The sequence below is a fragment of the Aeromonas media genome, assembly GCF_020423125.1.
Lineage (GTDB): Bacteria > Pseudomonadota > Gammaproteobacteria > Enterobacterales > Aeromonadaceae > Aeromonas > Aeromonas media.
Window position 1 is genome coordinate 3,232,860 of record NZ_CP075564.1, and the last position, 24,885, is coordinate 3,257,744.

A 24,885-nucleotide genomic window follows, 5' to 3' on the forward strand; every position below is an offset into this window, starting at 1 on the left:
CAAGATGCCGCCTTCAGGCGGCATCCGTCTTGGTGGGCTTGCCCGGCGTCTTCGCCAGTTCGCCCACCACGCAGTTGCGACCCGCCATCTTGGCCATATAGAGGCACTCGTCCGCCCGGTTGAGCAGCTCCTCGACCCCCTCCCCGCGCAGAGCCAGGGTCAAACCTATGCTCACCGTCACCTCCAGCAGTTCATCCGAGGTCGGGCTCTTCACCAGCCGCGCCTCCACCGCCACCCGCAGTCGCTCGGCGACCCGCTTCGCTTGGGCCAGCTCGGCGCAGTTGGGCAGCAGGATGGCAAACTCCTCCCCACCGTAGCGACCGAGCACCATACCGGGTTCCAGCTGTTCCGCCAGGGTCGCCGCCACCTCTTTCAGCACGGCGTCCCCCGCCAGATGGCCGAAGCTGTCATTGATGCGCTTGAATCTGTCCAGGTCCAGCAGCAGCACGGCAAAGGGAGCCTGCTTGCGGATCATGCTGACCCTGGCCTTCTCGAGCTGCTTCATCAGCAGGCGACGGTTCATCATGCCGGTCAGTTCGTCCGTGGTGGACTCCCGGTAGAGTTGCAACAGCATGTTGAGCTGGCCGCACTGCACCCAGGCACTCGCCACGGTGAACAGCCCCAGCAGCCAGACCTGATTGAGGGTCTGCACGCTCAGGAGCGACTGACCCACCAGCAGCCAGTTGCCGGCCAGCATGGTGATCAGGATGCCGCCTGCCAGTTGCAGACTGAGAGAGAGCGGGATGGGGAAGATGGCAAACAGGCTGATGAGCAGATAGGGGAACGCCATGTAACCCGCCTGCAACTCCTGATCCGTCCCGAAACTGTGCAGACAGATGAGGGAGAAGAGCATCATCACCGCCATCAGATAGCCCAGCGCCAGCTTCATGCGCTCGCGCTTGAAGTGGATGAGATAGGAGAGGGGGATCAGGGGAGAGAGGGCCAGCAGGCAGAAGATCCGAACCTGAAACAGCTCGTCAAACTGAGTGGCGGGCAGGGTCAGCCAGTCCACCAGCGCCCAGGCGGGCAATCCCACCATCAGCAGACAGGTGAGCAGCCGAAGACGCACCGTCATAAAGCCCATGCGGGTCAGGGTGAAATCTTCGGAGTGGGCACGGGCACTCCAGAACTCCGACAGCTTCAGCATCCAGAGCCTCCATTTTACAACTGAGGGCTCATTCTACACCGACCCTGCCGGTATGCATCAGCCTGCCCCCTATTTATAACGAGAACTGCCTCACACAAACCGGCGGATCATAATCGCCGCACGCAAACGTTTCAACCCATCAAAAAATAAACCTTTATCACTCCAATTAGCGCTGGTCAGCCCCCGTTCAACCACTAAAATAGCGCCCAATTTTCTCCCCCTCCCCACACACTTCGAGGTATTTATGGAACAGGCTGCCGCCGTGCGCGCGACTCCCGAGACCCATCCCCCCAGGCGAGCCCACAGTGAACTGATCTACGGCATCGACGAGGTTCCGCCCCTGCCCCAGACCCTGTTCGCCGCCCTACAGCACATGCTCGCCATGTTTGTCGCCATCATTACCCCGCCCCTCATCATCGCCAATGCCCTCGGCCTCCCGGCCGCCGACACCCGCTACATCGTCTCCATGTCCCTGGTGATGTCCGGCACCGCCTCCTTCATCCAGACCCGCCGCTTCGGTCCCCTCGGCTCGGGTCTGCTCTCGGTGCAGGGCACCAGCTTCAACTTCCTCGGCCCCATCATCGCCTCCGGCCTCGCTCTCAAGCAGGCCGCCATACCCACCGACGATCTGCTGGGCACCCTGTTCGGCACCATGCTGGTGGCCGCCCTCACCATCGTCGTGATGAGCCGCTTCCTGCACCTGGTCAAGCGCATCATCACCCCCCTGGTGACCGGCATAGTGGTGCTGCTCATCGGCCTGACCCTGATCAAGGTGGGCCTCATCAGCATGGGGGGCGGCTACGCCGCGCTCTCGGATGGCAGCTTCGCCAGCCACACCAACCTCTTTCTCTCCCTGCTGGTACTCGGCCTCATCGTGTTGCTGCAACGCAGCCGCAATCCCTGGCTGCGCCTCTCCGCCATCATGATCGCCATGCTGGCGGGCTACGCCGTCGCCCTGCTGCTGGGCAAGTTCAGCCCCCCTACCTTCGAGGGTCCCCTGATCATGGTGCCACTCCCGCTCCACTACGGCATCGGCTTTGACTGGCAGCTGTTCGTGCCGCTGGCCATCATCTTCGTGGTGACGGCGCTGGAAGCCATAGGCGACATGACGGCCACCTCGGACATCTCCGGCGAGCCGCTGGACGGGCCCGTCTACATGGCGCGGATCAAGGGGGGCGTGCTGGCCGATGGCGCCAACTCCATGCTGGCGGCGGTCTTCTCCACCTTCCCCATGTCCACCTTCGCCCAGAACAACGGCGTCATCCAGCTGACCGGCGTCGCCAGCCGCCATGTCGGCCTCTTCATCGCCGCCATGCTGGCCCTGCTCGGCCTGTTCCCGGCGGTGGCCAGCCTGGTGCAGCAGATCCCCGAACCCGTGCTGGGTGGCGCCACTATCGTGATGTTCGGCACTATCGCCGCCGCCGGGGTGCGCATCATCTCCCGCGAGGAGCTCGACCGCCGCGCCCTGATGATACTGGCGGTGTCGCTGGCCATGGGCCTCGGGGTGGCTCAGGTGCCTGAAGTGCTGCAACACCTGCCGGAGCTGGCCAGGAGCGTGCTCTCCTACGGCGTCGCCACCGGCGGCCTCACCGCTATCCTGATGAACCTGCTGCTGCCCAAGCGCCGCGCCGCACAGGCCTGACGCTCTCCAGAGCGAACAGGTAAAGCCCCGCCGTGCGGGGCTTTACCTCCTCCTCCGTCACGGGTACTGTGCTGGGCAGCCTCTGCTCAGGATGCCCTTCATGACCTATACCCTGCTTTCCTCCCTGCCCACCAACTACACCCCGGATCAGATACTGGCCGAGGAGCAGCGTTGGCTACGAGAATGCGCCCATGATGGCCAGCCCCGCGCTCACCTCTGGCAGGCGCCCCAGTGCCTCATCGTCACCCGCAAAGACACCCGACTCCCCCGTTACGCAGCCGCCTGTGAACAACTCGCCACCGAAGGCTGGCCCGTATTTGTGCGTGACAGCGGCGGCACCGCCGTGCCCCACGGGGCTGGCATCCTCAACCTCTCCCTGCTGCTGCCCCGCACCACCACGGATCTTGGCCACTATTACCATCAGCTGGGGGCGCCGCTGCTGGCCCTGCTGGGCGAATACGGCCTGACGGGAAACAACGACTTCGTGCCCGGATCGTTTTGCGACGGCCAGTACAATCTGGTGATCGGGGGTCGCAAGGTAACCGGCACCGCCCAGCGCTGGCTGGCGCCAGGGCAGGATCACCAAGGCGCCGTGCTGGCCCAGGCCATGTTGCTGGTGGCGGGGGATGTGGACGAAGGTACCCGGATGGCGAGCCGCTTCTACGAGCTGGCGGGCGGCGAACTGCGCTTTATGACGGGAACCTCCACCACACTGGCAAGCTGCATCGATTGGCGCGGTAGCGATCAGGCACTGGTAGAGAAAGTGCGAGCACGTCTGGATAGCCTGCTGAGCGAGGGGCAGTCCCCCTCACCCTGACCATATCCCGAAGGGAGAAAATACCCATCCATAAACACAGCGCACAAAAAAGCCACGACCCGAGTCGTGGCTTGTTCTTTTCAAGGCGCACGTGGAACGAACGGAGGCGTTCAGGCCGTCTGCGGCTCGGGTTCCGACTCGGTATCGCAGTCGCGGCCAAAGTAGGCCCGGGTCTCGGCGATCACCACATGACGCAGGCCGATGAGGCCGATGAGGTTGGGTACCGCCATCAGGCCGTTGACGATATCCGCAAGCAGCCAAATCATATCCAGATGAAGGAAGGCACCGCTCGCCACCAATACCAGATAGACGATGCGATAGGGCTTGATCGCCTTCACCCCGAACAGGTACTCGGTGCAGCGCTCGCCATAGTAGTTCCAGCCGAGGATGGTGGTAAAGGCGAAGAACAGGAGGCCAATGCTCACCAGATACTGGCCGATGTAGGCATCCAACCCCTGGGCAAAGGCCTGGCTGGTCATGGCGGCACCGCTCAAGTCCCCGCTCCACACCCCGGTCACCACCAGTGTCAGGCCCGTCATGGTGCAGATGATGATGGTGTCGATGAAGGTGCCGGTCATGGAGACCAGCCCCTGCTCCACGCAGGAGTCCGTCTTGGCCGCCGCCGCGGCTATGGGCGCAGAGCCCAGACCCGATTCGTTGGAGAAGACCCCGCGCGCCACCCCGGACTGGATCGCCAGCATGATGCCGGCACCGACGAAGCCGCCGGTGGCCGCATGGCCGGTAAAGGCGCTCTCGATCACCAGCATGACAGCATTGGGCAAGGCGCCAACGTTGTTCACCAGGACCCCGGCACAGGCGAGGATGTAGAAGATGGCCATGAAGGGCACCACCTTGCTCGACACGCTGGAGATGGACTGGATACCGCCCAGGGTCACCAGCGCCACGATCAGAGTCAGCACCACGGCGGTCACTTCACGGGGCACTGAGAAGGAGAGGCTCATGGCGTCGGAGATGGCGTTGACCTGGGGGAAGGTGCCGATGCCAAAGAAGGCGACGCCTATGCCGAACAGGGCAAACAGCTTGGCGAGCGGTTTGGAGCCGAGCCCCTTCTCCAGATAGTACATGGGGCCACCAGCCATCTGGCCGTTGGCATCCTGCTCGCGGTATTTGACCGCCAGCAGGCACTCGGCGTACTTGGTGGCCATGCCGAACAGCGCCGCCATCCACATCCAGAACAGGGCGCCGGGGCCACCCAGCTTGATGGCGGTGGCTACCCCGACGATGTTGCCGGTGCCTATGGTGGCAGAGAGCGCAGTACAGAGGGCGGCGAAGCTGGAGACGTCCCCCTGCTTGCCCTGACCCTGATCGCGGCCAAAGACCAGACGCAGGGCGAGCGGCAAGCGCACGACCTGAAGCAGCCCCAATCGCAGAGTAAGATAGATACCGGTCCCGACCAGCAGGATCAGCAGGGGTGGACCCCAGACAAAGCTATCGATGGCAGCGAGCGTCGATTGAATTGATGACATGCATCCTCCTTAAAAAACAATGATTAAGGAGGAGAAGGATGATCTTCCCATAGGTGTCGCGATCCCCAAAGGCGATCGGATGCAGGCCAAGAACGTGTTCACACTCTTATTGCGAGGCCGTGATCAAGGCTCATGCGCTGCTCGGAAGCCTCATGTATTCACATACACTCCGGTTCCTGCGCTGCTCTTTACCTTGCTGACGACCTCTCGTGACAGATCGTGAACAGTTCCAAGCTCAGGTACAACCATCCCATCCCCTCTGTCCTTTTGCCTGAGAGTTTCCGGCACCAGCCTGCCCCTGCGGGTCGTCATGGTGCCTTGCTCCTTCGGCGCCCGATCTAACGGGTCTCTCCAGAGTATCGTCCAGTAGCAGTCCACACCGGTTGCCCGGTACCTGAAAGATTCACTTCTTCGGTGGATGGTCCCCCATCGCTCTCCTGCTACCTTCATCCGAACTAGTTTGGATTAGGAAGCGGGCATGTTAATCCAAAAAATGTGAGCTGTCTCCCACTCGGCCGGACTCCACGCCATTTTTTTCTGTCCCGACCAGCAGCGAAACGCATGTTAAATGTTCGTTAACTATCAATAAGTTATGAAGTTTTGTCTGATGATGACGCACACCAAAAGACGCAGACTGCCCCATATCAAGATGATGTTTCGTCTCGACCAGAAATACTTGCCAACATATCCAATCAAAATGCTTGCACGCAAACTCAATAAGTCGATAATCCCGCGCATAACTAAGCACTTTGCAAGGGACTTATGCATTGTGCCTGGTCGGTCCCTCCGGACCACTCGCCTGAGCCGGCCGTCGCCGGTTCAATCGCATATGGCTTGGGCATATCACGCCCCCTAAGGATGATCAAAAGAGAATGAACGAGACCCTGGTCGCACAAGATTACCGTCAGCTGGTTGAACAATTTGGCTCCCCCCTGCTGCTGCTCGACAAGGCAGCCGTCCGCAAACAGTATCGGGCCCTGGCCGCCGCCCTGCCCGATGTGCGCTTGCATTATGCACTCAAGCCCCTGCCCCATGAGGCTGTGGTCTCTGTCTTGAAGGAAGAGGGGGCCTGTTTCGATCTGGCCACCAATGGCGAAGTGGATCTGGTGCGCAGCCAAGGGGTTCGCCCGGGACGCTGCATTCACACCCATCCCATCAAACGCGACAGTGACATCCGTTATGCGCTGGAATTCGGCTGCACCGTGTTTGTCTATGACAACCCGCTGGAGCTGGAGAAATTCCTGCCCTACAAGGACGAGGTCAAACTGCTGCTGCGCGTCAGCTTCCCGAATCCCGAGACCAAGGTCGATCTCTCCAAGAAGTTCGGCTGCACCCCGGAGCAGGCACTGCCGCTGCTGCAACTGGCCCAGGCCAAGGGGATCAAGGTGATGGGGCTGTCGTTCCACGTCGGGTCCCAGGTGCCCCACGCCCGTCGCCATGTGCAGGCCATCGATGCCTGCCGCGAGATCATGGAGCAGGCCTGGGAGCTGGGGCTCAAGCCCTGGGTGCTGGACATCGGCGGCGGTTTCCCGGTGGATTATGAGGGCGGCGAGTTCGACATCGACGGCTTCTGCGCCCCGATCCGCGAGGCACTCGCCAAGCTGCCCGCCACCGTGCAGAAAATTGCCGAGCCGGGCCGTTTCATCAGCGCACCGGCCATGACCTCGGTGTCCAGCGTGATGGGCAAGGCCCACCGCGGTGACAAGATCTGGTACTACCTGGATGACGGCCTCTACGGCAGCTACAACGGTCAGCTCTATGACCACGTCACCTACCCGGTGAGCACCCCCTATGCCCAGGGCCCGCTGCACAATGCCGTGCTCTCCGGCCCCACCTGCGACAGTGTGGACGTCATTCGCGACGGCATCATGCTGCCGGATCTGGCCATCGGCGAGCTGGTGGTGGGCCGGGTGATGGGGGCCTACACCTGGGCGTCGGCCTCCACCTTCAACTTCTTCCCCAAGGCGAGCATCCTCATTCTGGACAGCGCCCAGAAGCAGAAACTGGTGGCGGTGGCCTGAACAGTTTGACCACGAATGTGCATAGAGAAGGGGAGCCATTGGCTCCCCTTCTTTTTGTCTTGTCATGCCATTATCAGAACTGGCTGGTCAACAGCCAACCGGTATAGGCGACGAAGATGCAGAGCAAGAGACCTCCTTCCACCCTGTTGATGCGGCCCTGTCCCTTGCGGCCCAGGCACATCACCAGCAGCAGCAGGGTCAGTCCCATCATCAGGCTCCAGTCGCGGGAGAGCACCGCCGGGTCCACGTCAAGGGGCGCTATGCCGGCGGCGATGCCGACCACGGCCAGGGTGTTGAACAGGTTGGAGCCGAGCACGTTGCCAAGCGCCAGGTCATGTTCCTTCTTCTTGATGGCCATCAGGGAGGAGGCCAGCTCCGGCAGCGAGGTACCCACCGCCACTATGGTCAGGCCGATGACCAGATCGCTGATGCCAAATGCCTGGGCTATGGTCACCGCACCCCACACCAGCAGGCGGGAAGCGCCTACCAGGAGTACCAGGCCGACGATCAACCAGAAGATGGCCTTCTTGAGCGGCATGGCTTCGCTGTCGATCTCCACATTCACGTCTTCGTCCAGGGCGTCGCCCTTCCCCTTGATCCCGGTCCAGATGGACCAGCCCAGCAGCACGATGAAGACGCCACCCAAAATGAGGGCGTCGCTACGCCCCAGGTGACCATCGATGAGCAAGGCACCGGTCAGCAGGGTGATGCCGAGCAGTATGGGGATCTCCTTGCGCACCACCTGAGAGGAGACGGCAATAGGGCTGATGAGGGCTGTCAGTCCCAGAATGAGGGCGATGTTGGTGATGTTGGAGCCATAGGCATTGCCCAGGGCCAGGCCCGGGTTACCCTGCATGGATGCCAGGGCCGAGACCACCATCTCGGGGGCCGAGGTACCAAAACCGATGATCACCATACCGATCAGCAGCGGCGGCATGCCGGCATAACGAGCGGTGGCGGCTGCACCGTCCACAAATTTATCCGCACTCCAGACCAGCAACGCCAGTCCGGCAATCAGGGCAACAAAAGCCAGGGTCATATTCTTCCATCTCATCGACTGCAAACACGAGAGCCAGGCGGCTAGCCTGGCTCCATCCAAACGCGGCCTCAGTGTATCGAGCCGCCTTGCTATTTCAAGATGAAATCAAACAATGATTAACATCTCACAGCGCGGCCAGCAGACTCTGCGCATCAGACACCTCGAACTTGCCTGGAGCCTCCACGAACAGTTGCTCGACCACGCCGTCATTAGCGATCAAGGCAAAGCGCTGGGCACGCAGGCCGCCGAAGGCGCCTGTCTCCTTGGCAAGGCCGAGCGCCTGGGTCCAGCTGCCGTTCCCATCCGCCAGCATGGTGATGGCGTCGGCATTCTGGGCCGCCTGCCACGCCTTCATCACGAAGGCATCGTTGACCGAGAGACAATAGAGGGCATCGACCCCCTTGGCCTTGAACTTGTCCGCCAGCACCACATAGCCGGGCAGATGGGCGTTGGAGCAGGTGGGGGTGAAGGCCCCTGGCACCGCGAACAGCACCACCTTCTTGCCCGCAAACAGGGCCTGGGTATCCTTCAGCTGCTTGCCCTCGGCGGTGATAAAGGTAAATTCCCCTGCGGGCAGGGATTGTCCGACCGTGATCATGATGTCTCGTCCTTAAGTGATTGAAAGAGGCCCAGTCTACTCCAACCAGAAAAGAGACGACACCGGTTCGCCCGTGTCGTCGCACCTGCCTGATGGCAATGTCAGCAGAAAGTTCAACGTGAATTCGGCAGCCAGAACCTCTGCCTTATGCCGGGCGCCGCGCCTGCCAGGTGGCGATGGCGAGCAATGAATCCGGGGTGAATTCATCGGCCCGCTCGGCTATCTCGGCCAGACTCATCCAGTACACCTCGCTCACCTCCTCCGCCTGGAGTTGCAGCGGCCCCTGATAATGACAACTGAACAGACCGCCCCAGACCCGATAACCTCCCCCGCTCGCCTCCCCCTCGGCGTAGAAGGTGCCGAAGTCTTGCAGGGGCACATCACGGATCCCCAACTCCTCGGCCAGCTCGCGCCGGGCGGAGGGCTCCATCGCTTCCCCCGTGGTCACCACGCCACCGGCGCAGGCATCCAGCATGCCGGGACAGAAATCCTTGCTCAGGGTACGCCGCTGCACCAGCACGCGCCCGGCCTCATCGAGCACCAGAATATAGCTGGCGCGATGGCGCAAATTCTCCTGACGCACCCGGGTGCGCTCGGCCACCCCGATCACCCTGTCCTGCTCGTCTACTACGTCCACCCACTCCACGTGCGGCACCTTGTCCATCCTGCGATGGCCGCAGTATATCGGTGCCGGGGCCGGGGGCTGCACTACTTTTTCAACGCCGGGAGCAGGACGCCAGCCCGTCATAACAAGGATTCATACAAACCTTCATCAAGTGTCACATCAGTGTCACTGTGAGGCGGCATAGTGTGCCCTGTCCAAACAACAGGGTCTCTTGCCATGAAGGTGTTCAAGCAGTTGTCTCCTCGTCGAATTGCCCGCTATATCAAAAGCTTCCATCACGGCAGCTTCATGGTAGAGGCTCTGGGGCGGTTTGAATTTCAGGGGGGAATCATCGATGTGAGAACGCTGAGCTGCCGCCAGGCGCTGAGCCTGGCCCGGCAGATCAACCTGGCCGTGCGCGATCTGCGCACCACCGCCCTGTTGCCGGGCTGACATACTCCTTTCCGTTTGTAGTCTGCTTCCATGCACGTCTTTGCCCGCCGCTCACCGAGCGTGCGGGCTATTTTCAATGGGGTTGGCCCCGTCTGACCCGCATCAGTGCTGCAGGATCTGGGAGAGGAACAGCTTGGTTCGCTCCGACTGGGGGTGGTCGAAGAACTGGTCAGGCACGTTCTCCTCGATGATCTGGCCGCGGTCCATGAAGATCACCCGGTCCGCCACCTGCTTGGCAAAGCCCATCTCGTGGGTGACGCAGAGCATTGTCATGCCCTCATGGGCCAGCTCCACCATGACATCCAGCACTTCGCGCACCATCTCGGGGTCCAGCGCAGAGGTCGGCTCGTCAAACAGCATGACCTGGGGGTTCATGCAGAGACTGCGGGCGATGGCGACCCGTTGCTGCTGACCGCCGGAGAGCTGGCCCGGGTACTTGAGGGCCTGCTCCGGGATCCTGACCCGGCGCAGGAAGGTCATGGCGATCTCCTCCGCCTCCTTGCGTGGCAACTGCTTGACCCAGATGGGCGCCAGGCAGCAATTCTCCAGCACCGTCAGATGGGGGAAGAGGTTGAAGTGCTGGAACACCATGCCCACCTCGCGGCGTACCGTCTCTATGTTCTTGAGATCCGACGTCAGGGCCGTCCCCTTGACCAGGATGTCACCGCTCTGATGCTCCTCCAGCCGGTTGATGCAGCGGATCATGGTGGACTTGCCCGAGCCAGACGGCCCGCAGATGACGATCTTCTCCCCCCTGCCCACCTGCAGATTGATGTTGCGCAGCACATGAAACTCACCGTACCACTTGTTGACATCCTTGAGTTCTACCACAGCGTCCGTTTTCATCTCGAAACTACTCCTAATGCTTGTGACCGGTGTTGAGTTTGCGCTCCAGATAGATGGAGTAGCGGGACATGCCAAAACAGAACATCCAGAAGATCATGGCGATGAACACATAGGCCTCGGTGGAGAATCCCAACCAGGCCGGATCCGCCAGCGCCACCTTGGAGATGGCCAGCAGATCGAACAGCCCTATGATCAACACCAGGCTGGTGTCCTTGAACAGGGAGATAAAGGTGTTCACCAGGGAGGGAATGGTGATCTTGAGGGCCTGAGGCATGATGACCAGCCCCATCACCTTCCAGTAGGAGAGCCCCAAGGCTTCACCCGCCTCGTACTGCCCCTTGGGGATCGCCTGCAGCCCCCCCCTCACCACCTCGGCCACATAGGCCGCCTGGAACAGAATGATGCCGATAAGCGCCCTCAGCAGCTTGTCGAGCTCCACCTCGCTGGTCATGAACAGCGGCAGCATGACTGAGGCCATGAACAGCACAGTGATGAGCGGCACCGCTCGCCAGAACTCGATATAGACGGTGGAGAGGCTGGAGATGACCGGCATGTGGGAGCGGCGTCCCAATGCCAGCAGGATCCCGAATGGCAGAGCGACCACTATGCCCACCACCGCCAGCACCAGGGTCAGCATCAGGCCACCCCAGCGATTTGTTTCCACCACCTCGAGACCGGCCCCGCCATGGATCAGCACGAAGGCGATGACAGGGGATACCAGCAGGGTAAAGAGCACCAGCCAGCCCTTGCGCGGGGTGCGCGGCCAGATCAGCAGCGCCAGCAGCACGGCCAGACCGGCGAAGGCCAGATTGATGCGCCAATACTGATCGACCGGATAAAAGCCGTAGAGGTATTGCCCCAGACGACTCTCGATAAAGACCCAGCAAGCCCCGCCCTGGGCGCAGTCGGCACGGCTGCTCCCCTGCCAGTTGGCGGAGAAGATAGCCCAGTCCAGCGCCGACCAGAGCAGTGGCAGCAGCAGGTAGGCCAGCACCAGGGTCAGCAGGCCGTTCCACCAGTTGGGGAAGAGGTTCTGCCTGATCCAGGCGACCGGCCCCCGGCGATGATCGGGAGGCGGCAGCGCCTCCTGCAACTCGTTCACAAACATGACAGCTCCCTAACGCTCGACCAGCGTCATCCTGCGGTTGTAGATGTTCATCAGGACTGAGGTGGTGATACTGACGATGAGATAGACCCCCATGGTCATGGCGATCACCTCAATGGCCTGCCCGGTCTGGTTGAGGGTGGTGCCCATGAACACCGAGACCAGATCCGGATAACCGATGGCGGTGGCCAGCGAGGAGTTCTTGGTGAGGTTCAGATACTGGCTGGTCAGCGGGGGAATGATGACCCGCATCGCCTGAGGAATGACTACCAGCCGCAGCGTCTTGGTGGGCGAGAGCCCGAGGGCGGAAGCGGCCTCGGTCTGCCCCTTGCTGATGGCCAGGATGCCGGATCGCACTATCTCGGCGATGAAGGCCGCCGTATAGATGGTCAACGCCAGCAGCAGGGCCGCGAGCTCGGGCAGCACCGTCAAGCCCCCACGGAAGTTGAAGCCCTGCAAGGCTGGCACACTCCAGGAGAGCGGGCTGCCTGCCAGCAGGAAGACGATGGCAGGGAGCAGGATCACCAGAGCGGCCACACAGCGCCAGAACGGGAAGATCCTGCCGGTCAGCGCCTGACGGCGCCGCGCCCAGCGACTCAGCCCCCAGCTCAGGACGACAGCGATCAGCAGGGCCCAAAGCACATAGCCAAATCCCTCTTCAAACAAGGGTTTGGGTAGATAGAAGCCCCGCACGTTCAAAAAGGCGAGCCCTCCCAGCTCCACACTCTCACGGGGAGACGGCAGGGTGCGCAGCACCGAGAAGTACCAGAAAAAGATCTGCAGCAGCAGCGGAATGTTGCGAAACGTCTCTATGTAGACGGTGGCTATCTTGGCTACCAACCAGTTGCGGGAGAGACGCGCTATCCCGAGCACGAAGCCGAGCAGAGTGGCAAACAGGATGCCGAGCACCGAGACCAGCAGGGTATTGAGCAGGCCGACCACGAAGGTACGACCAAAAGTGTAGGTCTCGTCGTACGGGATCAGGCTCTGCAAGATGCCGAACCCGGCGGTGTTGCCCAGAAAATCGAAACCTGTGGTGATGCCACGGGTCGCCAGATTGGTCAGGGCATTGTTGATGATGTAGAACAGAAACGCGAGAACGGCCGCAATGGCCAGGCACTGGAATATCTGCGCCCGCACCTTAGCGTCATACCACCAGCGGCCCTGTTCTTTCCTATGGTTTGATGCTTGTATCGCCATGAGGATGACTCCGACAAAGCCAAGGCAAGGGGGAAATGGGGGGCCAGGCCCCCCGACAGCTGTCTATTTAGCGGATAGGCGGGGCATACATCAGGCCACCCTTGTTCCAGAGTGCGTTGATGCCGCGGTCGATCTTGAGGGGAGAGCCGGCGCCGACGTTGCGATCGAACGACTCGCCGTAGTTGCCGACCTGTTTGACTATGTTGTAGGCCCACTTGTCATCCAGCCCCAGCACGCTGCCCTTGGGCTCTTCCAGCCCCAGCAGGCGACGAATGTCCGGGTTGGTGGATTTGAGCATCTCGTCCACGTTGGCACTGGTCACACCGGCCTCTTCGGCGTTGAGCATGGCGTAGAGACTCCAGCGCACCACCTTGAACCACTGCTCGTCACCCTGACGCACGGCGGGGCCCAGCGGCTCCTTGGAGATGACCTCGGGCAGTACCAAGGCATCCCCCGGCTTGGTCAGCTTGATCTTGAGGGAGTAGAGCTGGGATTGATCCGAGGTCAGCACGTCGCAACGTCCCGCTTCGAATCCCTTGACGGTCTGATCCGAGGTGTCGAACACCACAGGGGTATATTTCATGCCGCCATTGGCACGGAAGTAATCCGCCAGGTTGAGCTCTGTGGTGGTGCCGGACTGGATGCAGACAGCGGCTCCGTCCAGCTCCTTGGCGCTCTTGACCCCGAGGGACTTGTTGACCAGGAAACCCTGGCCATCGTAGTAGTTCACCCCGGCGAAGGTCAGGCCGAGCGACCCGTCCCGGGTCAGGGTCCAGGTGGTGTTGCGCGACAACAGATCCACTTCACCGGATTGCAGGGCGGTGAAACGCTCCTTGGCGGTGAGGGACACATACTTGACCTTGCCGGCATCCCCGAGCACGGCCGCGGCGACCGCGCGACACACGTCCACGTCCAGCCCGGTCCAGGTGCCCTTGGCGTCCGGATTGGAGAAACCGGGCAGGCCATCACCGACCCCGCACTGCACGAACCCCTTCTTCTTCACGGCATCCAGGGTGCCCTCTGCCCAGACATTGGCTGCCGCCAGCGACAGCACTATCACCATACCTGCCTTGTGTATCTGCTTCATGTCACTCTTCCCTGTGGTTTGATTCGCATTGGCACCAGAACCTAGCAAGATGCCATCGTTTCCCTGCTTTTTCGCAGCTTATCCAGCGGTTCAAAAACTTGTCAATCGGTGCAACCCGGCCCAACCGTGGTGCAACAGCACAAAATGTTCGAACGAAGTGATATGCACTCTTAGAATCAAAAGTAGACCCTTATTCGCCAAATAGCCTGCTGTTAAAGGCCATTCCCGCTGTGAGGATTATTTTCGCAAAAAAATGGGATGCACCGGGATGGGGCAGCAAGATCTGCTTCCAACTGACTCATCAGGCTCGCTTTTCCACCAGCAGACCCAACCCTGGGAGCGGCAAACAAAGGGAAGGCTTTGCCGATATTTCGCGATGTAGGGTGGCAAACTGATATCAACAGGGGATCTTCTGGTGGGGATGGGGCCTAAGCTCTAGATCAGGGTGCCGGCCCGGGAGCAATACGCGACTCAACCACCACGGGGACCGTCTTCAATCTCGGTGATGATGCCGTTTTCGACGGTGACGAACTGCATGAATTCGCTCCTGCCGAAGTTGTAGGTCCAGCGTTCGGCATACTTGACCGTCATCCGCGCCCCGAAGCCGTTCTCCTCGTAGCGTGTCAGATCTTCCTTGAGCAGCGGCTGGCCGCAGCGGATCAGCAGTTCGGCCGTGGTGTCCCCCTCGGTCAACAGGGCGCTCTTGCAGCGCAGGGTGCCGGCATGCACCGGTAAGGCCGCTACCAGCAGCAACCACAGAATTGACTTCATTTTGCGCTCCATTTGAACAGCACCGCCCCCAGCGTGATGCACACCAGGGCAAACACCATGACTTGACCCAGGGTCCCCGCCACAGCCTGCCAGCCCGCCCCTTCCAGCATGACGGCACGGGCGGCCTCGATGATCTGGCTGAGCGGCAAGCGGGCCCCCACGGCCTGCAGCCAGGGGGGAGAGCCTTCCAGCGAAAACCAGACGCCGGATAAGAACATCATGGGCAAGCTGATGAGATTGAGCAAACCGCTCGCCAGCTCCTCGTTCTGAATACGGGCGGCGATGAGCAGCCCGAGGGAGGCCATGGCGGTCCCGCCGACCAGGGCGATGAAGAGCAGCAGCCAGCCAGATCCGAGCAGGGGCACACCTAGCAGCCAGTAAGCCACCAGAAAGACCAGCAGGCTCACCACCAGGGTGATCAGCACACGTGACAACAGCTGGGCACAGAGAAACTCGGCGGCCGAGAGTGGCGTGGCCCGCAAGCGCTTGAGTACCCCGTTCTTGCGATAGCGCACGATGACGAAACCGACCCCGAACAGACCGGAGAACATCAGGTTCATGCCGATCACCCCGGGCAACAACCAGTCGCCGTAGCGGATGGCCCGACCGCTCAGGGCCTCTCGTTGCAGGGGCGCGCGCACCGCCTGGCGCAGCAGGTATTCGGCCATTGCCCCCTGGGGGGCGTCCGGGTTGACCCAGTAGTGGCCGCGCGCCGGTGACAGCAGCAAGTCCAGCTGGTGATGGCGCACCTTGAGGACCCCCCTCGCCTCGTCGTCATAGGAAATGAGCTTGAGCAGCGGGATATGGGTCAGGGGCTGATAGGCCGTCGTCAACTCCCCCACCACCCCTATCTGTACCAGCGGCTTGGGGGGACCGGAGAAGATGAGGGAGAAACCAATCACCAGCAGGAGCGGAAAAAGCAGGTTCCAGACCAAGGCCGCCCTGTCGCGCACGAACTCCAGGTTGCGTGCGTAGAAGAGCGCACCTATGCGCTTGAGAGATCCCGTCATCTTCCGCTCCTTGAGCAGGCTGGCATCGGTAACATGCTGGCAGGCGCCACAGCGGGGCGGCGCCATGGGGCGGCGTTCATGCGCCGCTCCGGAGGCTATGGCCGGTCAGGTGCAGGAAGAGATCCTCCAGATTGGGGGAGCGTACCTGCATGCCGGTCAGCGGTACCCCCAAGCTCAACAAGGTTGGCAGCAAGGCCGCCACGTCGGGGCAGTTCAGCTCCACCTGATCGCCGTGGGGCCGCAGCGGATAACCCAGGCTGGCGAGGGCCGGGTGATCCGCGAGACGCACCAGCACACCGTCGAAGTGCTGTGCCAGCAGGGCCGCCGGCGTGTCCAGGCTGAGCAGATGACCGTGATCCACGATGGCGATGCGATCGCACAGTTGCTGGGCCTCGTCCATGTAGTGGGTGGTGAGCACCACCGTCTTGCCCTGGGCCTTGATCGCCTCGATCCGCTGCCAGAAGTGATGGCGGGCCTGGGGATCCAGCCCTGTGGTGGGTTCGTCCAGAAACAGCAGTTCGGGATCCCCGAGCAGAGCTAGGGCCAGCAGCAGGCGCTGACGCTGGCCGCCCGAGAGCTTGCGGCTGTCCCTGTCGATGAACTCCCCAAGGGCGCACAGATCGATGAGCAGTTCCCGTGGCAGGGGGTTGGGATAGAGGCTGGCGAACAGGCGCAGGGTGTCGCGCACCGTCAGAAAATCCTGCAGCGCCGTGTGCTGGAACTGGATGCCGATGCGGGAGCGATAGTCGGGGCCGCGGGGAGCGCCATGAAACAGGATCTGGCCGCTGTCCGGGGTGAGGATCCCCTCGAGCAGCTCTATGGTGGTGGTCTTGCCCGCCCCGTTCGGGCCGAGCAGGCCGAAACAGCTCCCGGCGGGAATGGCAAAGCTGAGTCCGTCCACCGCCTTGACTCCGGGGAAGTGCTTGATGAGATCGACGACTTCGATGATGGCAGCCATGGCCTGTCTCCCTGGGTGGCCGAGAGTGCGACGTCCTGACTATATCCAAATCTCCCGAGAAGGCCATGGCTCATCCACCAGGGCGTGGCGGCGCGCAAAAACAAACGGCGACCCAGGGGTCGCCGTTTGCATCACGCCAGCCGGATCACAGGATGTCCAGCAGCTCCACTTCGAAGACCAGAGCGGAGTACGGCGGGATGGAGCCGGCGCCACGGGCACCGTAGGCCAGATCCTGCGGAATGTAGAGCTTCCACTTGGAGCCAACCGGCATCATCTGCAGTGCTTCTACCCAGCCGGCAATGACGCCGGTGACCGGGAATTCGGCAGGCTGGCCGCGAGCGACCGAGCTGTCGAACACGCCACCGTGGGTGAAGGTACCGTGGTAGTGCACACGCACGGACTGACCGGCTACCGGCACGGCGCCATTGCCTTCTACCATGACTTCGTATTGCAGACCGGAGTCGGTCACTTTCACGTCGGCGCGCTTGGCGTTGTCGGCCAAGAAGGCTTCGCCATCGGCGGCGGCGGCCTTGGCAACGGCTTCCTGCTCTTCCTGCATGCGGGCGGTGATGACCTGGAAGGCATCATTGATATCGTCACGGCTGACCGCGAACTCCAGGCCGTTCAGGGCATCTGCCAGACCTTGTTGCAGAGCAGGGATATCCAGACCGGCAAAGGCTTGCTGCGCCAGCTGATCACCCATGTTGCGGCCGATGCCATAGCTGGCCTTCTGTTCGATAGAGTCGTATTGGGACATTGAGATGTTGCTCCGGGTCCTGAGGGTAAAAGAGACGGGATAATATCAGACTTTTTGGCGAGGTGCTGCCGACTGCCTTCCTGATTTCCCCGCCCGTGGGAGAGACTTCACAGAAGAAGGGGATGAACGCCGCCCATCGGCGGCGATCTGCTCAGGCGCGATCCAGCAGGGCCCGTACCGCAGTAACCTTGGCGCCGTCGCTATTATTGACCCGGCCGTCGTCCGAGGTGCCCATATTGAATCCCACGGAGAGACACCATGCCGCCGCGCGGCACCTATCAGGCCTTGTCCAGCAAAGCCCGCACCGCGGCCACCTTGGCGCCGTCAGTGATATTGACCCGGCCGTCGTCCGAGGTGCCCATGTTCACTCCGTGGGGCACCATGCCACCACGCCAGCCCATGCCGGACATGTGCACCTCGCTCACCCCGGTGAACTCGAGTATGGTGCGCACGTTGTCGGCATTGACCCCGGCGCCGGGCATCAGGCTGGCGCGGCCCGCCAGGGTCTGCTGCATCGCCTGCAGGGTCTCCAGACCCGCCAGGGCAGTCGGGGCATGGCCGGAGCTCAGGATCCGCTCACAGCCGGCCGCCACTATGGTCTCCAGATCGGCGCGCCAGTTGGAGCTGAGATCGATGGCGCGATGGAAGGTGACCCCAAGGGGACCTGCCGCCTCGACCAGCTGTTGCAACTGGGCGGCTGGCACTCTGCCCCCCTCGTCCAGCAAACCCACCACCACCCCTTGCAGGCCCGCAGAGCGCGCCGCAGCGATATCCAGCAACATGAGTTCGAACTCGGCGGCACTGAAGCAGAAATCCCCGGCACGGGGGCGGATCATGGCGTAAACCGGCACGCTGGCATGGCGGGCAGCAAGCTGCATGAAACCATAGGAGGGGGTGAGACCACCCAGCCCCAGCGCAGAGCAGAGCTCGATGCGATCCGCGCCGGACCGCTCTGCGGTGAACAGGGATTCCAGGTTGTCGATGCAGATTTCAAGACGGGTCATGATGACTCCTTATCCAGGGAGATCAGACCCAGTGCCTGACCTCATAAATTGAGCAGGGCGGCGCCACGCACGCCACCGGCGCCGCCGAAGCGGGCCTGACGGATAGCCGGCAGGGCGACACCTGGCAGCAGGTGGCCGGGCAGACGCTTGGGCAGCTCTTCATACAGGGCGGGCAGCCCGCTGAGGCCGCCCCCCAGCACCACCACCTCTGGGTCTATCACCGAGATGGCGGTGGCGAGCCCGGCGGCCAGGATCTCCAGCCAGCAGTCGATGGCCGAGAGCGCCGCGGGTTCCCGGGCCTCGGCGCGGGCAACTATCAGATGGCCACTGGCGCGCTCGCCGCGGAAGTGGTGATAGAGCCGCTCCAGGCCGGTGCCCGAGGCGTAGGTTTCGAAACAGACCAGGCGGCCGCAGCCGCAACGGGGACGGGGCAGGTCGGGATATTTCATCAATATGGTGGCAGGCAGCGGGTAATGGCCTATCTCCCCCGCCAGCCAGTTGCGACCCTGGATGAGCTTGCCCGCCAGGTAGACGGCGCCACCGATACCGGTGCCAATGGTCACCCCCAGCGCACTCTCGGCCTCGGCGGCGGCCCCCTGGTGCACTTCGGACCAGAGGAAGCAGTTGGCGTCGTTGTCGACGCTGACGGTGCGTGCCAGTCGTGCGGCCAGATCCGCCCCTAGATGACGACCGTGAATGGCGGGCAGGTTCGCCGCCACTATGCTCCCATCAAGGCGATTGATGATGCCGGGAAACCCGATGCCGACGGCGCCTTTCGCACCGAAGCGGGCGTCCGCCGTCTCGACCCGCGTCAGGATCAGCTGCAACAGCCCCTCGTAATCATTGCCTGGGGTGCTCATGCGCTCTTCGTGACAGAGGTTCAGGCCACCGTCATACATCGCGAAGGCAATCTTGGTACCACCAATATCAAATCCGTAATACATGCCACACTCCCTTGCCGGTGAACCGGGTCACCTCAGTCTGTCCAGATGGGGCACATTGTATTAATTCGCAAAAAAAATAAAGTATGCATGGGCAAAAAACGGGAGCCAGCTCAAAGCAAACGGAACATTTGTCGCTGAAGGCAGGGTTGTCCCAGGCTCGTCAGGGTGCGCTCCTGGCCGTCAAACACGAAGCCGCGGCGCAGGTAGAACCCCTCGCCGATGTGATTGCCATCGAGCAGCCAGAGCCTGACGCGCTCGCAACCGGCCCGGCGCATCTGCACCGCCACCGCCTGCCACAGCCGCTTGCCATGGCCTCGACGCCAGTGATCCGGGTGCAGATAGAGCGCCCGGATGCGCGCCGTCATCAACCCCTCTTCATGGGCTAGGTGCCAATAGAGCAGGCCGATGACGACCTCGTCCTGACACAGCAGCATGGGGATGGGGGCGGGTTCGGCGAGCCGGCGGCGCCAGATCTGCAGATGGTCGGTGACCGCCAGCTGGGCTAGCAGATCCTCCCCGAGCACACTGCCATAAGCCGCCAGCCAGCTGGCCCGCTGCATCACCGTCATGGCGGCGGCATCGGCGGGACGGGCCAGCCGCAGGCTTATGCCTTGCACTTGGGCTCCAGCCCTGCGGCTCGCGCCTGCTGATACAGGGGCTGCACCTCGGCCTGCTGGGCTTGCAGTTCGGCGATGCGATTCTCGTCGCTCGGGTGGGTAGAAAGCAGTTGCGGCGGTGCCTTGCCACCGGAGGCGGCACTCATGTTCTGCCACAGGGGGATGGCCTGGGCCGGATTGAAGCCGGCGCGGGCCATCAGCTCCAAACCGAGTCTGTCGGCCTCGCTCTCCTGGGTTCTGCCATAGGGCAGGGCAATCCCCACCTGAACCCCTAGCCCGAGCGCCGCCATGGTGGCACCGCCCCCCTGGCTGCTGCCGATGGCGGCATCTGCCACCGCCAGCCCGATGCCGGTCAGCTGATCCCGGGAGAGGCGTTCGTTGGAGTGCTGTGCCAGCACATGGGTCAGCTCATGGCCGATGACGGTGGCGAGCTGATCCTGATTCTTGGCGACCTTGAGCAGACCGCTGTAGACGCCGATCTTGCCGCCAGGCAGGGCGAAGGCGTTGACCTCCTTGGAGTCAAACACCACCACCTCCCAGCTGGTGATGCCATAGCTGGCTGGCACCTGGGCGGTGACCGCCCTGGCCACGCAAGAGACATAGGCATTCACCCTGGCATCCTTGCTCACCTTCTCCTGCTTCTTCATCTGCTCGAAGGAGTCGGCCCCCAGCTGGTTCATCTGCTGGGGGGAGAAGAGCAGCATCTGGCTGCGGCCGGTCGGCGACTGGGCACAGCCGGCAAGCAGGGCACTGCACAAGGCTGCCAGGCCGAATTTGGACAGGGAAGATGCACGCATGAGAGGGTCCTTTACCGTGAAGTTGCCCTATTCTCGGGAATGCCGCCCTCCGGTGCAAGCCAGGCGCCACCCCATGCGACCAAAAAGATCCCAGGACGCCAAAATAAAAACGAGCCCGTTCGGGCTCGTTTGTTTGCGCTGCAAAAGCGGGATTACATGATGCCCAGCTTCTTCAGGTCGGCCTCAACAATCTTGGCCGGTACCGGCACATAGCCGTCCTTCGCCACTATGTTCTGACCGGCCTTGGAGAGCATCATCTTCACAAACTCCTGCTCCATCGGGGAGAGCGGCTTGTTCGGAGCCTTGTTTACGTAGACGTACAGGAAGCGGGAGAGCGGGTACTTGCCGGTCAGGGCATTGTCTGCCGTCGCTTCAACGAAGGTCTTGCCATCTTTGGAGAGCGGTACGGCGCGCACGCCGGAGGTGACGTAGCCGATGCCGGAGTAACCGATGCCGTTCAGGGACGCGGAGACGGATTGCACCACGGAGGCGGAGCCCGGCTGTTCGTTTACGCCGCTCTTGAAGTCACCGTTGCACAGGGCGTGCTCCTTGAAGTAACCGTAGGTACCTGAAACGGAGTTGCGACCGAACAGTTGCAGATCCTTGGAAGACCAGTTGCCATCCAGACCCAGATCAGACCATTTGGTGGCCGCCTTGGCTTCGCCGCACTTGAGGGTGCTGGAGAAGACAGCATCAACCTGCTCCATGGTCAGCCCCTTGATGGGGTTGTCCTTGTTAACGAATACCGCCAGGGCATCAACCGCGACGCGAATGGCAGTCGGCTTGTAGCCGTAACGCTTCTCGAATGCTTCCTCTTCACCGGCCTTCATGGCACGGCTCATGGGGCCAAACTGGGCAACGCCCTCGGTCAGCGCGGTCGGCGCGGTGGAAGAACCGGCGGCCTGGATCTGTACGTTGACGTTGGGGTAGACACGCTTAAATTCTTCGGCCCACAGGGTCATCATGTTGGCCAGGGTGTCCGAGCCAACGGAGGACAGGTTGCCCGAGATGCCACTGGTCGGGGTGTAATCCGGCAGATTTTTATCCACACCGGCAGCCAGCGCGCTGACAGAAAACAGGGTTGCTGCGGTGAATCCGATTACACCAGCCAGTTTGTTGAGTTTCATCCAATCTCTCCAAAGTTACAGAAGGCAATTGCCAATACATGGCGCCGATTAACACTGTCTTGCGGTGATCAAGCTGGCTGCATCAGTCAGCTTGTTGAGTTTTATCCGTCCCCTCTTTCCCAAGGTGACGCTGGGTCTGTTCTTAAGACGGCGCCAGTATCTGACCTGGCAGTGACAAATTTATGGAATTTATATGACACTTTGATGACATGGGCCCGGCGCGGCACAAATGCCAAGGGGGCCGCTCTCGCAGCCCCCTTTCTTATTGCTAACCCTTTGTCAAAAAAGACTATTTAACCACCACCATGCGGCCGGGAATGAGGAAGCTGAAACGGCTGCCCTGGCCAATCCGGCTCTCTATCTCGAGCTGGGCGTCGTGATGGCTCAGGGCGTGCTTGACGATGGCGAGGCCAAGGCCGGAGCCGCCGGTGTGGCGGGATCTGGCCTTGTCGACCCGATAGAAGCGCTCGGTGAGCCGCGTCAGGTGCTCCGGGGCTATCCCCTCCCCCTCGTCTTGCACCACAAAGAGTGCCATGGCCCCCTGCTTGCGCCACTCCACCGTGATCTTGCGACCTGCCGGGGTGTAGTGAATGGCGTTGTAGACCAGGTTGGAGACGGCGCTGCGCAGCTGGTCCCTGTCTCCCTTCACAAACAGATTGGACTGCACCTGGAACTCTATCTGATGGGCACTCTCCCCCGACAGGGCACGGGCCTCCTGCTCCAGCAGCCCCAGCATGGCGGGCATGTCCACCAGATGGGAGAGATCCACGGTCGGGGCCGCCTCGATGCGCGACAGGGTGAGCAGCTGATTGACCAGGTTATCCATGCGGATGGTCTGCTCCATCATCACCCGATGCGCCTTGGCCCACATGGCGGGGGGGGGGGGCTCCTCGGTCATCTCCAGATAGCCCTTGAGCACGGTGAGCGGGGTGCGCAACTCATGGGAGACGTTGGAGACGAAGTGCTTGCGGGTCTTCTCCAGGCTGCGCAGCCGGGTCACGTCCCGCACCACCAGCATGGCCTGATCCTCGGCATAGGGCATGATGCGAAACTCGAGAAACTTCTCCTCGTTGATGGGGGAGCTCATCTCGAACGGCTCGTCATACTGCCCCTTGCCGAGGTAGGCGACGAAACCGGGGTGACGGATGAGGTTGCCGATATGCTGGCCGGCATCCTCGGGCCAGCGAAAACCGAGCAGTTGCTCCGCCAGCCGGTTGCACCAGAGAATGCTGCCATCGGTGCGAAACACCACGGCGGCATCAGGCAGGGCCTCGGCCCCCTCCCGGAACCGGCGGATGAGACCCGCCAGCTCGCGACGCCTTGCACGGTGGCGCTGCTGCAACTTGTAGATGCCATTGAAGATGTATTCCCAACTGCCGCTGCCATGGGGTGGCACCAGGCTGCGATCGTGCCACAGCCAGTCCGACAACCGCTTCTGGAAGCGGTAGTGCCAGCCCAGATGCAGCACGGTCGCCACCAACAGGCAGAGGGAGAGGTGTTCTATCAACCAACCTACCAAGACGAAGGGGGCGTAGAAGAACGCCATTCGCCACAACTGTCGCCGCCAGGCGTAAGGTTGCAACATGTTATCCCCTAGAGACGGGTTGAGAAGCGGTATCCGGCTCCACGCACCGTCTGGATCAATCTGTCGTGCCCGGTCTCTTCGATGGCCTTGCGCAGGCGACGGATGTGCACGTCAACCGTCCTGTCCTCCACATAGACATTGGTGCCCCAGACGTTGTTCAGCAGTTGCTCGCGGCTGTAGACCCGCTCGGGATGGGTCATGAAGAAGTGCAGCAGCTTGAACTCGGTCGGCCCCATGTCCAGCGCCTTCTCCTCGGCGCTGACCCTGTGGGAGACAGGATCCAGCTTGAGCCCCTGCACCTCGATCACCTCGTCCACCGAGGTGGGGGAGACCCGGCGCATCACGGCATGCAGGCGGGCGGTCAGCTCCTTGGGAGAGAACGGCTTGGTGATGTAGTCGTCGGCGCCCGCCTCGAGGCCGCGCACCTTGTCCTCTTCCTCACCGCGGGCGGTCAGCATCACCACCGGGATCTGGCGGGTCACCTCGTCCTGCTTGAGCTGCTTGATGAACTGGATGCCACTGCCACCAGGCATCATCCAGTCCAATACGATGAGCTCGGGGTAAGGTTCACGCACCTTTGCCAGTCCATCGGCATAATCTTCTGCCTCAACCGTCTCATATCCTTTTTGCTCGAGCACGAAGCAGAGCATCTCGCGGATTGGTGCCTCGTCCTCGACCACCAGAATTCGCTTAGCCATATCCCTTCTCTCTCCTCTGTGAAGATGGGTGCGCCAATTATTAGAACTTTCTGTGACACTTTTATGACTTTATGACAGGCGGGATGATAAACGTTTTCAGATTCAGCTGGCAGCAGCGAGTTGCAGCAGGTCCCAGCGGTTGCCACTGATGTCCTCGAACACCACCACTGTGCCGTAGGGTTCGTGGCGGGGCTGTTCACAAAAATGGACACCGTACTCCTGCATGCGCTGGTAATCGCCCCAGAAGTCGTCGGTCTCGAGGAACAGGAAGACCCGGCCTCCTCCCTGCCGTCCGATAGCGGCATGCTGTTCGGGGGTGGCCGCACGGGCCAGCAGCAGGGCAGAACCGGGAGCGCCTTGCGGAGCGACCCGCACCCAGCGTTTGCCCGGCTCATCGAGGGGAGTGTCTTCCAGCAGCTCGAACCCCAGCCCCTGGGTGAAGAAGGCGATAGCCTCGTCATAATCGGCCACCAGCAGGGCCAAGGCGCCCAGATGTTGTGACATGGAGATACTCCTCGATAGATGAATGAAGGGGCCAAGCCCCGGCTGGGGCGCATCATAACGGCTGGGA

General features: G+C 61.9%; 26 protein-coding genes and 1 riboswitch. Of the genes, 4 read left to right on the forward strand and 22 right to left on the reverse strand.

Going from position 1 to position 24,885, the window contains the following annotated elements; all coding sequences use genetic code 11:
* Positions 1-13: 13 nt before the first annotated feature.
* Complete coding sequence (locus KI797_RS14840) at positions 14-1,147, reverse strand: GGDEF domain-containing protein (RefSeq protein WP_226169885.1); 1,134 nt, start codon at positions 1,145-1,147, stop codon at positions 14-16.
* 244 nt (positions 1,148-1,391) lie between these two features.
* Here KI797_RS14840 and KI797_RS14845 point away from each other — a divergent pair, with 244 nt between their 5' ends.
* Positions 1,392-2,789, forward strand: a complete 1,398-nt coding sequence (locus KI797_RS14845; protein ID WP_226169886.1) for a nucleobase:cation symporter-2 family protein — start codon at positions 1,392-1,394, stop codon at positions 2,787-2,789.
* A gap of 100 nt (positions 2,790-2,889) precedes the next feature.
* Complete coding sequence (locus tag KI797_RS14850) at positions 2,890-3,606, forward strand: lipoyl protein ligase domain-containing protein (RefSeq protein WP_226169887.1); 717 nt, start codon at positions 2,890-2,892, stop codon at positions 3,604-3,606.
* 110 nt (positions 3,607-3,716) lie between these two features.
* Here KI797_RS14850 and KI797_RS14855 read toward each other — a convergent pair whose 3' ends face one another.
* Positions 3,717-5,093 (reverse strand): alanine/glycine:cation symporter family protein, encoded by a 1,377-nt coding sequence (locus KI797_RS14855; RefSeq protein ID WP_226169889.1) that lies wholly within the window; start codon positions 5,091-5,093, stop codon positions 3,717-3,719.
* A gap of 249 nt (positions 5,094-5,342) precedes the next feature.
* Positions 5,343-5,458, reverse strand: a riboswitch (glycine riboswitch).
* Positions 5,459-5,965: 507 nt separating this feature from the next.
* On the opposite strand from KI797_RS14855, the gene KI797_RS14860 reads away from it, so the two are divergent.
* Complete coding sequence (locus KI797_RS14860) at positions 5,966-7,114, forward strand: type III PLP-dependent enzyme (protein ID WP_043131110.1); 1,149 nt, start codon at positions 5,966-5,968, stop codon at positions 7,112-7,114.
* 73 nt (positions 7,115-7,187) lie between these two features.
* Here the strand turns inward: KI797_RS14860 and KI797_RS14865 are convergent, their stop codons facing one another.
* From KI797_RS14865 to yfcD, 3 genes are all read right to left on the reverse strand, one after another.
* On the reverse strand, positions 7,188-8,153 hold the full coding sequence (locus KI797_RS14865) for a calcium/sodium antiporter (protein ID WP_226169891.1): 966 nt from the start codon (positions 8,151-8,153) through the stop codon (positions 7,188-7,190).
* A 124-nt stretch (positions 8,154-8,277) separates the two neighbouring features.
* Positions 8,278-8,751 carry a peroxiredoxin gene (locus tag KI797_RS14870; protein WP_226169893.1) on the reverse strand — a complete coding sequence of 158 codons (474 nt, stop codon included), beginning with the start codon at positions 8,749-8,751 and terminating at the stop codon, positions 8,278-8,280.
* 145 nt (positions 8,752-8,896) lie between these two features.
* The gene (gene yfcD, locus KI797_RS14875) at positions 8,897-9,415 is read right to left on the reverse strand and encodes an NUDIX hydrolase YfcD (RefSeq protein WP_226169895.1); all 519 of its coding nucleotides are present in this window, start codon (positions 9,413-9,415) and stop codon (positions 8,897-8,899) included.
* A gap of 177 nt (positions 9,416-9,592) precedes the next feature.
* On the opposite strand from yfcD, the gene KI797_RS14880 reads away from it, so the two are divergent.
* Positions 9,593-9,808 carry a DUF1107 family protein gene (locus tag KI797_RS14880; protein ID WP_005328955.1) on the forward strand — a complete coding sequence of 72 codons (216 nt, stop codon included), beginning with the start codon at positions 9,593-9,595 and terminating at the stop codon, positions 9,806-9,808.
* A gap of 102 nt (positions 9,809-9,910) precedes the next feature.
* On the opposite strand, the gene KI797_RS14885 is transcribed toward KI797_RS14880, so the two are convergent.
* The 17 genes from KI797_RS14885 to KI797_RS14965 form a co-directional block, all read right to left on the reverse strand.
* A complete protein-coding gene (locus tag KI797_RS14885; protein ID WP_005328952.1) occupies positions 9,911-10,654 on the reverse strand; it encodes an amino acid ABC transporter ATP-binding protein in 744 nt (247 codons plus the stop codon).
* Positions 10,655-10,667: 13 nt separating this feature from the next.
* Positions 10,668-11,762 (reverse strand): amino acid ABC transporter permease, encoded by a 1,095-nt coding sequence (locus tag KI797_RS14890; RefSeq protein ID WP_226169896.1) that lies wholly within the window; start codon positions 11,760-11,762, stop codon positions 10,668-10,670.
* 9 nt (positions 11,763-11,771) lie between these two features.
* Entirely contained in the window at positions 11,772-12,899 is a 1,128-nt protein-coding gene (locus KI797_RS14895) for an amino acid ABC transporter permease (RefSeq protein ID WP_226169897.1), read from the reverse strand.
* A gap of 127 nt (positions 12,900-13,026) precedes the next feature.
* Positions 13,027-14,046 carry an amino acid ABC transporter substrate-binding protein gene (locus KI797_RS14900; protein ID WP_171276622.1) on the reverse strand — a complete coding sequence of 340 codons (1,020 nt, stop codon included), beginning with the start codon at positions 14,044-14,046 and terminating at the stop codon, positions 13,027-13,029.
* Between the two features lie 471 nt (positions 14,047-14,517).
* Positions 14,518-14,829, reverse strand: coding sequence for a DUF2845 domain-containing protein (locus tag KI797_RS14905; protein WP_005324667.1), 312 nt, complete (start codon positions 14,827-14,829; stop codon positions 14,518-14,520).
* Positions 14,814-15,827 (reverse strand): ABC transporter permease, encoded by a 1,014-nt coding sequence (locus tag KI797_RS14910; protein ID WP_226173126.1) that lies wholly within the window; start codon positions 15,825-15,827, stop codon positions 14,814-14,816. Before KI797_RS14910 ends, KI797_RS14905 begins: the two co-directional genes overlap by 16 nt.
* 76 nt (positions 15,828-15,903) lie before the next feature.
* On the reverse strand, positions 15,904-16,785 hold the full coding sequence (locus tag KI797_RS14915; RefSeq protein WP_226169898.1) for an ABC transporter ATP-binding protein: 882 nt from the start codon (positions 16,783-16,785) through the stop codon (positions 15,904-15,906).
* Between the two features lie 145 nt (positions 16,786-16,930).
* Complete coding sequence (locus KI797_RS14920; protein WP_005324672.1) at positions 16,931-17,542, reverse strand: FKBP-type peptidyl-prolyl cis-trans isomerase; 612 nt, start codon at positions 17,540-17,542, stop codon at positions 16,931-16,933.
* A gap of 151 nt (positions 17,543-17,693) precedes the next feature.
* Positions 17,694-17,789: a copper homeostasis protein CutC gene (locus KI797_RS14925; RefSeq protein WP_404801065.1), complete on the reverse strand. Its 96-nt coding sequence runs from the start codon at positions 17,787-17,789 to the stop codon at positions 17,694-17,696.
* Between the two features lie 31 nt (positions 17,790-17,820).
* Positions 17,821-18,546, reverse strand: a complete 726-nt coding sequence (locus KI797_RS14930) for a copper homeostasis protein CutC (protein ID WP_005324680.1) — start codon at positions 18,544-18,546, stop codon at positions 17,821-17,823.
* A 41-nt stretch (positions 18,547-18,587) separates the two neighbouring features.
* Positions 18,588-19,490, reverse strand: a complete 903-nt coding sequence (locus tag KI797_RS14935) for an ROK family protein (protein WP_226169899.1) — start codon at positions 19,488-19,490, stop codon at positions 18,588-18,590.
* Between the two features lie 110 nt (positions 19,491-19,600).
* The gene (locus tag KI797_RS14940; RefSeq protein WP_226169900.1) at positions 19,601-20,107 is read right to left on the reverse strand and encodes a GNAT family N-acetyltransferase; all 507 of its coding nucleotides are present in this window, start codon (positions 20,105-20,107) and stop codon (positions 19,601-19,603) included.
* Positions 20,095-20,904, reverse strand: a complete 810-nt coding sequence (locus tag KI797_RS14945; RefSeq protein WP_139751209.1) for a M48 family metallopeptidase — start codon at positions 20,902-20,904, stop codon at positions 20,095-20,097. The genes KI797_RS14940 and KI797_RS14945 overlap by 13 nt, the downstream gene beginning before the upstream one ends.
* Positions 20,905-21,056: 152 nt before the next feature.
* Positions 21,057-22,031, reverse strand: a complete 975-nt coding sequence (locus KI797_RS14950) for a PstS family phosphate ABC transporter substrate-binding protein (RefSeq protein ID WP_043131083.1) — start codon at positions 22,029-22,031, stop codon at positions 21,057-21,059.
* 289 nt (positions 22,032-22,320) lie between these two features.
* Entirely contained in the window at positions 22,321-23,616 is a 1,296-nt protein-coding gene (gene phoR, locus KI797_RS14955; protein WP_226169901.1) for a phosphate regulon sensor histidine kinase PhoR, read from the reverse strand.
* Positions 23,617-23,624: 8 nt separating this feature from the next.
* Positions 23,625-24,314: a phosphate regulon transcriptional regulator PhoB gene (gene phoB / locus KI797_RS14960; RefSeq protein ID WP_041206225.1), complete on the reverse strand. Its 690-nt coding sequence runs from the start codon at positions 24,312-24,314 to the stop codon at positions 23,625-23,627.
* A gap of 102 nt (positions 24,315-24,416) precedes the next feature.
* On the reverse strand, positions 24,417-24,818 hold the full coding sequence (locus KI797_RS14965) for a VOC family protein (protein WP_226169902.1): 402 nt from the start codon (positions 24,816-24,818) through the stop codon (positions 24,417-24,419).
* Between the last annotated feature and the right edge of the window lie 67 nt (positions 24,819-24,885).

What these genes read in the sequence shown, in the direction of transcription:
- KI797_RS14840 (WP_226169885.1), bottom strand. Translation starts at nt 1,147, where the DNA reads ATGCTGAAGCTGTCGGAGTTCTGGAGTGCCCGTGCCCACTCCGAAGAT.
- KI797_RS14845 (WP_226169886.1), top strand. Translation starts at nt 1,392, where the DNA reads ATGGAACAGGCTGCCGCCGTGCGCGCGACTCCCGAGACCCATCCCCCC.
- KI797_RS14850 (WP_226169887.1), top strand. Translation starts at nt 2,890, where the DNA reads ATGACCTATACCCTGCTTTCCTCCCTGCCCACCAACTACACCCCGGAT.
- KI797_RS14855 (WP_226169889.1), bottom strand. Translation starts at nt 5,093, where the DNA reads ATGTCATCAATTCAATCGACGCTCGCTGCCATCGATAGCTTTGTCTGG.
- KI797_RS14860 (WP_043131110.1), top strand. Translation starts at nt 5,966, where the DNA reads ATGAACGAGACCCTGGTCGCACAAGATTACCGTCAGCTGGTTGAACAA.
- KI797_RS14865 (WP_226169891.1), bottom strand. Translation starts at nt 8,153, where the DNA reads ATGACCCTGGCTTTTGTTGCCCTGATTGCCGGACTGGCGTTGCTGGTC.
- KI797_RS14870 (WP_226169893.1), bottom strand. Translation starts at nt 8,751, where the DNA reads ATGATCACGGTCGGACAATCCCTGCCCGCAGGGGAATTTACCTTTATC.
- yfcD (WP_226169895.1), bottom strand. Translation starts at nt 9,415, where the DNA reads ATGGACAAGGTGCCGCACGTGGAGTGGGTGGACGTAGTAGACGAGCAG.
- KI797_RS14880 (WP_005328955.1), top strand. Translation starts at nt 9,593, where the DNA reads ATGAAGGTGTTCAAGCAGTTGTCTCCTCGTCGAATTGCCCGCTATATC.
- KI797_RS14885 (WP_005328952.1), bottom strand. Translation starts at nt 10,654, where the DNA reads ATGAAAACGGACGCTGTGGTAGAACTCAAGGATGTCAACAAGTGGTAC.
- KI797_RS14890 (WP_226169896.1), bottom strand. Translation starts at nt 11,762, where the DNA reads ATGTTTGTGAACGAGTTGCAGGAGGCGCTGCCGCCTCCCGATCATCGC.
- KI797_RS14900 (WP_171276622.1), bottom strand. Translation starts at nt 14,046, where the DNA reads ATGAAGCAGATACACAAGGCAGGTATGGTGATAGTGCTGTCGCTGGCG.
- KI797_RS14905 (WP_005324667.1), bottom strand. Translation starts at nt 14,829, where the DNA reads ATGGAGCGCAAAATGAAGTCAATTCTGTGGTTGCTGCTGGTAGCGGCC.
- KI797_RS14910 (WP_226173126.1), bottom strand. Translation starts at nt 15,827, where the DNA reads ATGACGGGATCTCTCAAGCGCATAGGTGCGCTCTTCTACGCACGCAAC.
- KI797_RS14915 (WP_226169898.1), bottom strand. Translation starts at nt 16,785, where the DNA reads ATGGCTGCCATCATCGAAGTCGTCGATCTCATCAAGCACTTCCCCGGA.
- KI797_RS14920 (WP_005324672.1), bottom strand. Translation starts at nt 17,542, where the DNA reads ATGTCCCAATACGACTCTATCGAACAGAAGGCCAGCTATGGCATCGGC.
- KI797_RS14930 (WP_005324680.1), bottom strand. Translation starts at nt 18,546, where the DNA reads ATGACCCGTCTTGAAATCTGCATCGACAACCTGGAATCCCTGTTCACC.
- KI797_RS14935 (WP_226169899.1), bottom strand. Translation starts at nt 19,490, where the DNA reads ATGTATTACGGATTTGATATTGGTGGTACCAAGATTGCCTTCGCGATG.
- KI797_RS14945 (WP_139751209.1), bottom strand. Translation starts at nt 20,904, where the DNA reads ATGCGTGCATCTTCCCTGTCCAAATTCGGCCTGGCAGCCTTGTGCAGT.
- KI797_RS14950 (WP_043131083.1), bottom strand. Translation starts at nt 22,031, where the DNA reads ATGAAACTCAACAAACTGGCTGGTGTAATCGGATTCACCGCAGCAACC.
- phoR (WP_226169901.1), bottom strand. Translation starts at nt 23,616, where the DNA reads ATGTTGCAACCTTACGCCTGGCGGCGACAGTTGTGGCGAATGGCGTTC.
- phoB (WP_041206225.1), bottom strand. Translation starts at nt 24,314, where the DNA reads ATGGCTAAGCGAATTCTGGTGGTCGAGGACGAGGCACCAATCCGCGAG.
- KI797_RS14965 (WP_226169902.1), bottom strand. Translation starts at nt 24,818, where the DNA reads ATGTCACAACATCTGGGCGCCTTGGCCCTGCTGGTGGCCGATTATGAC.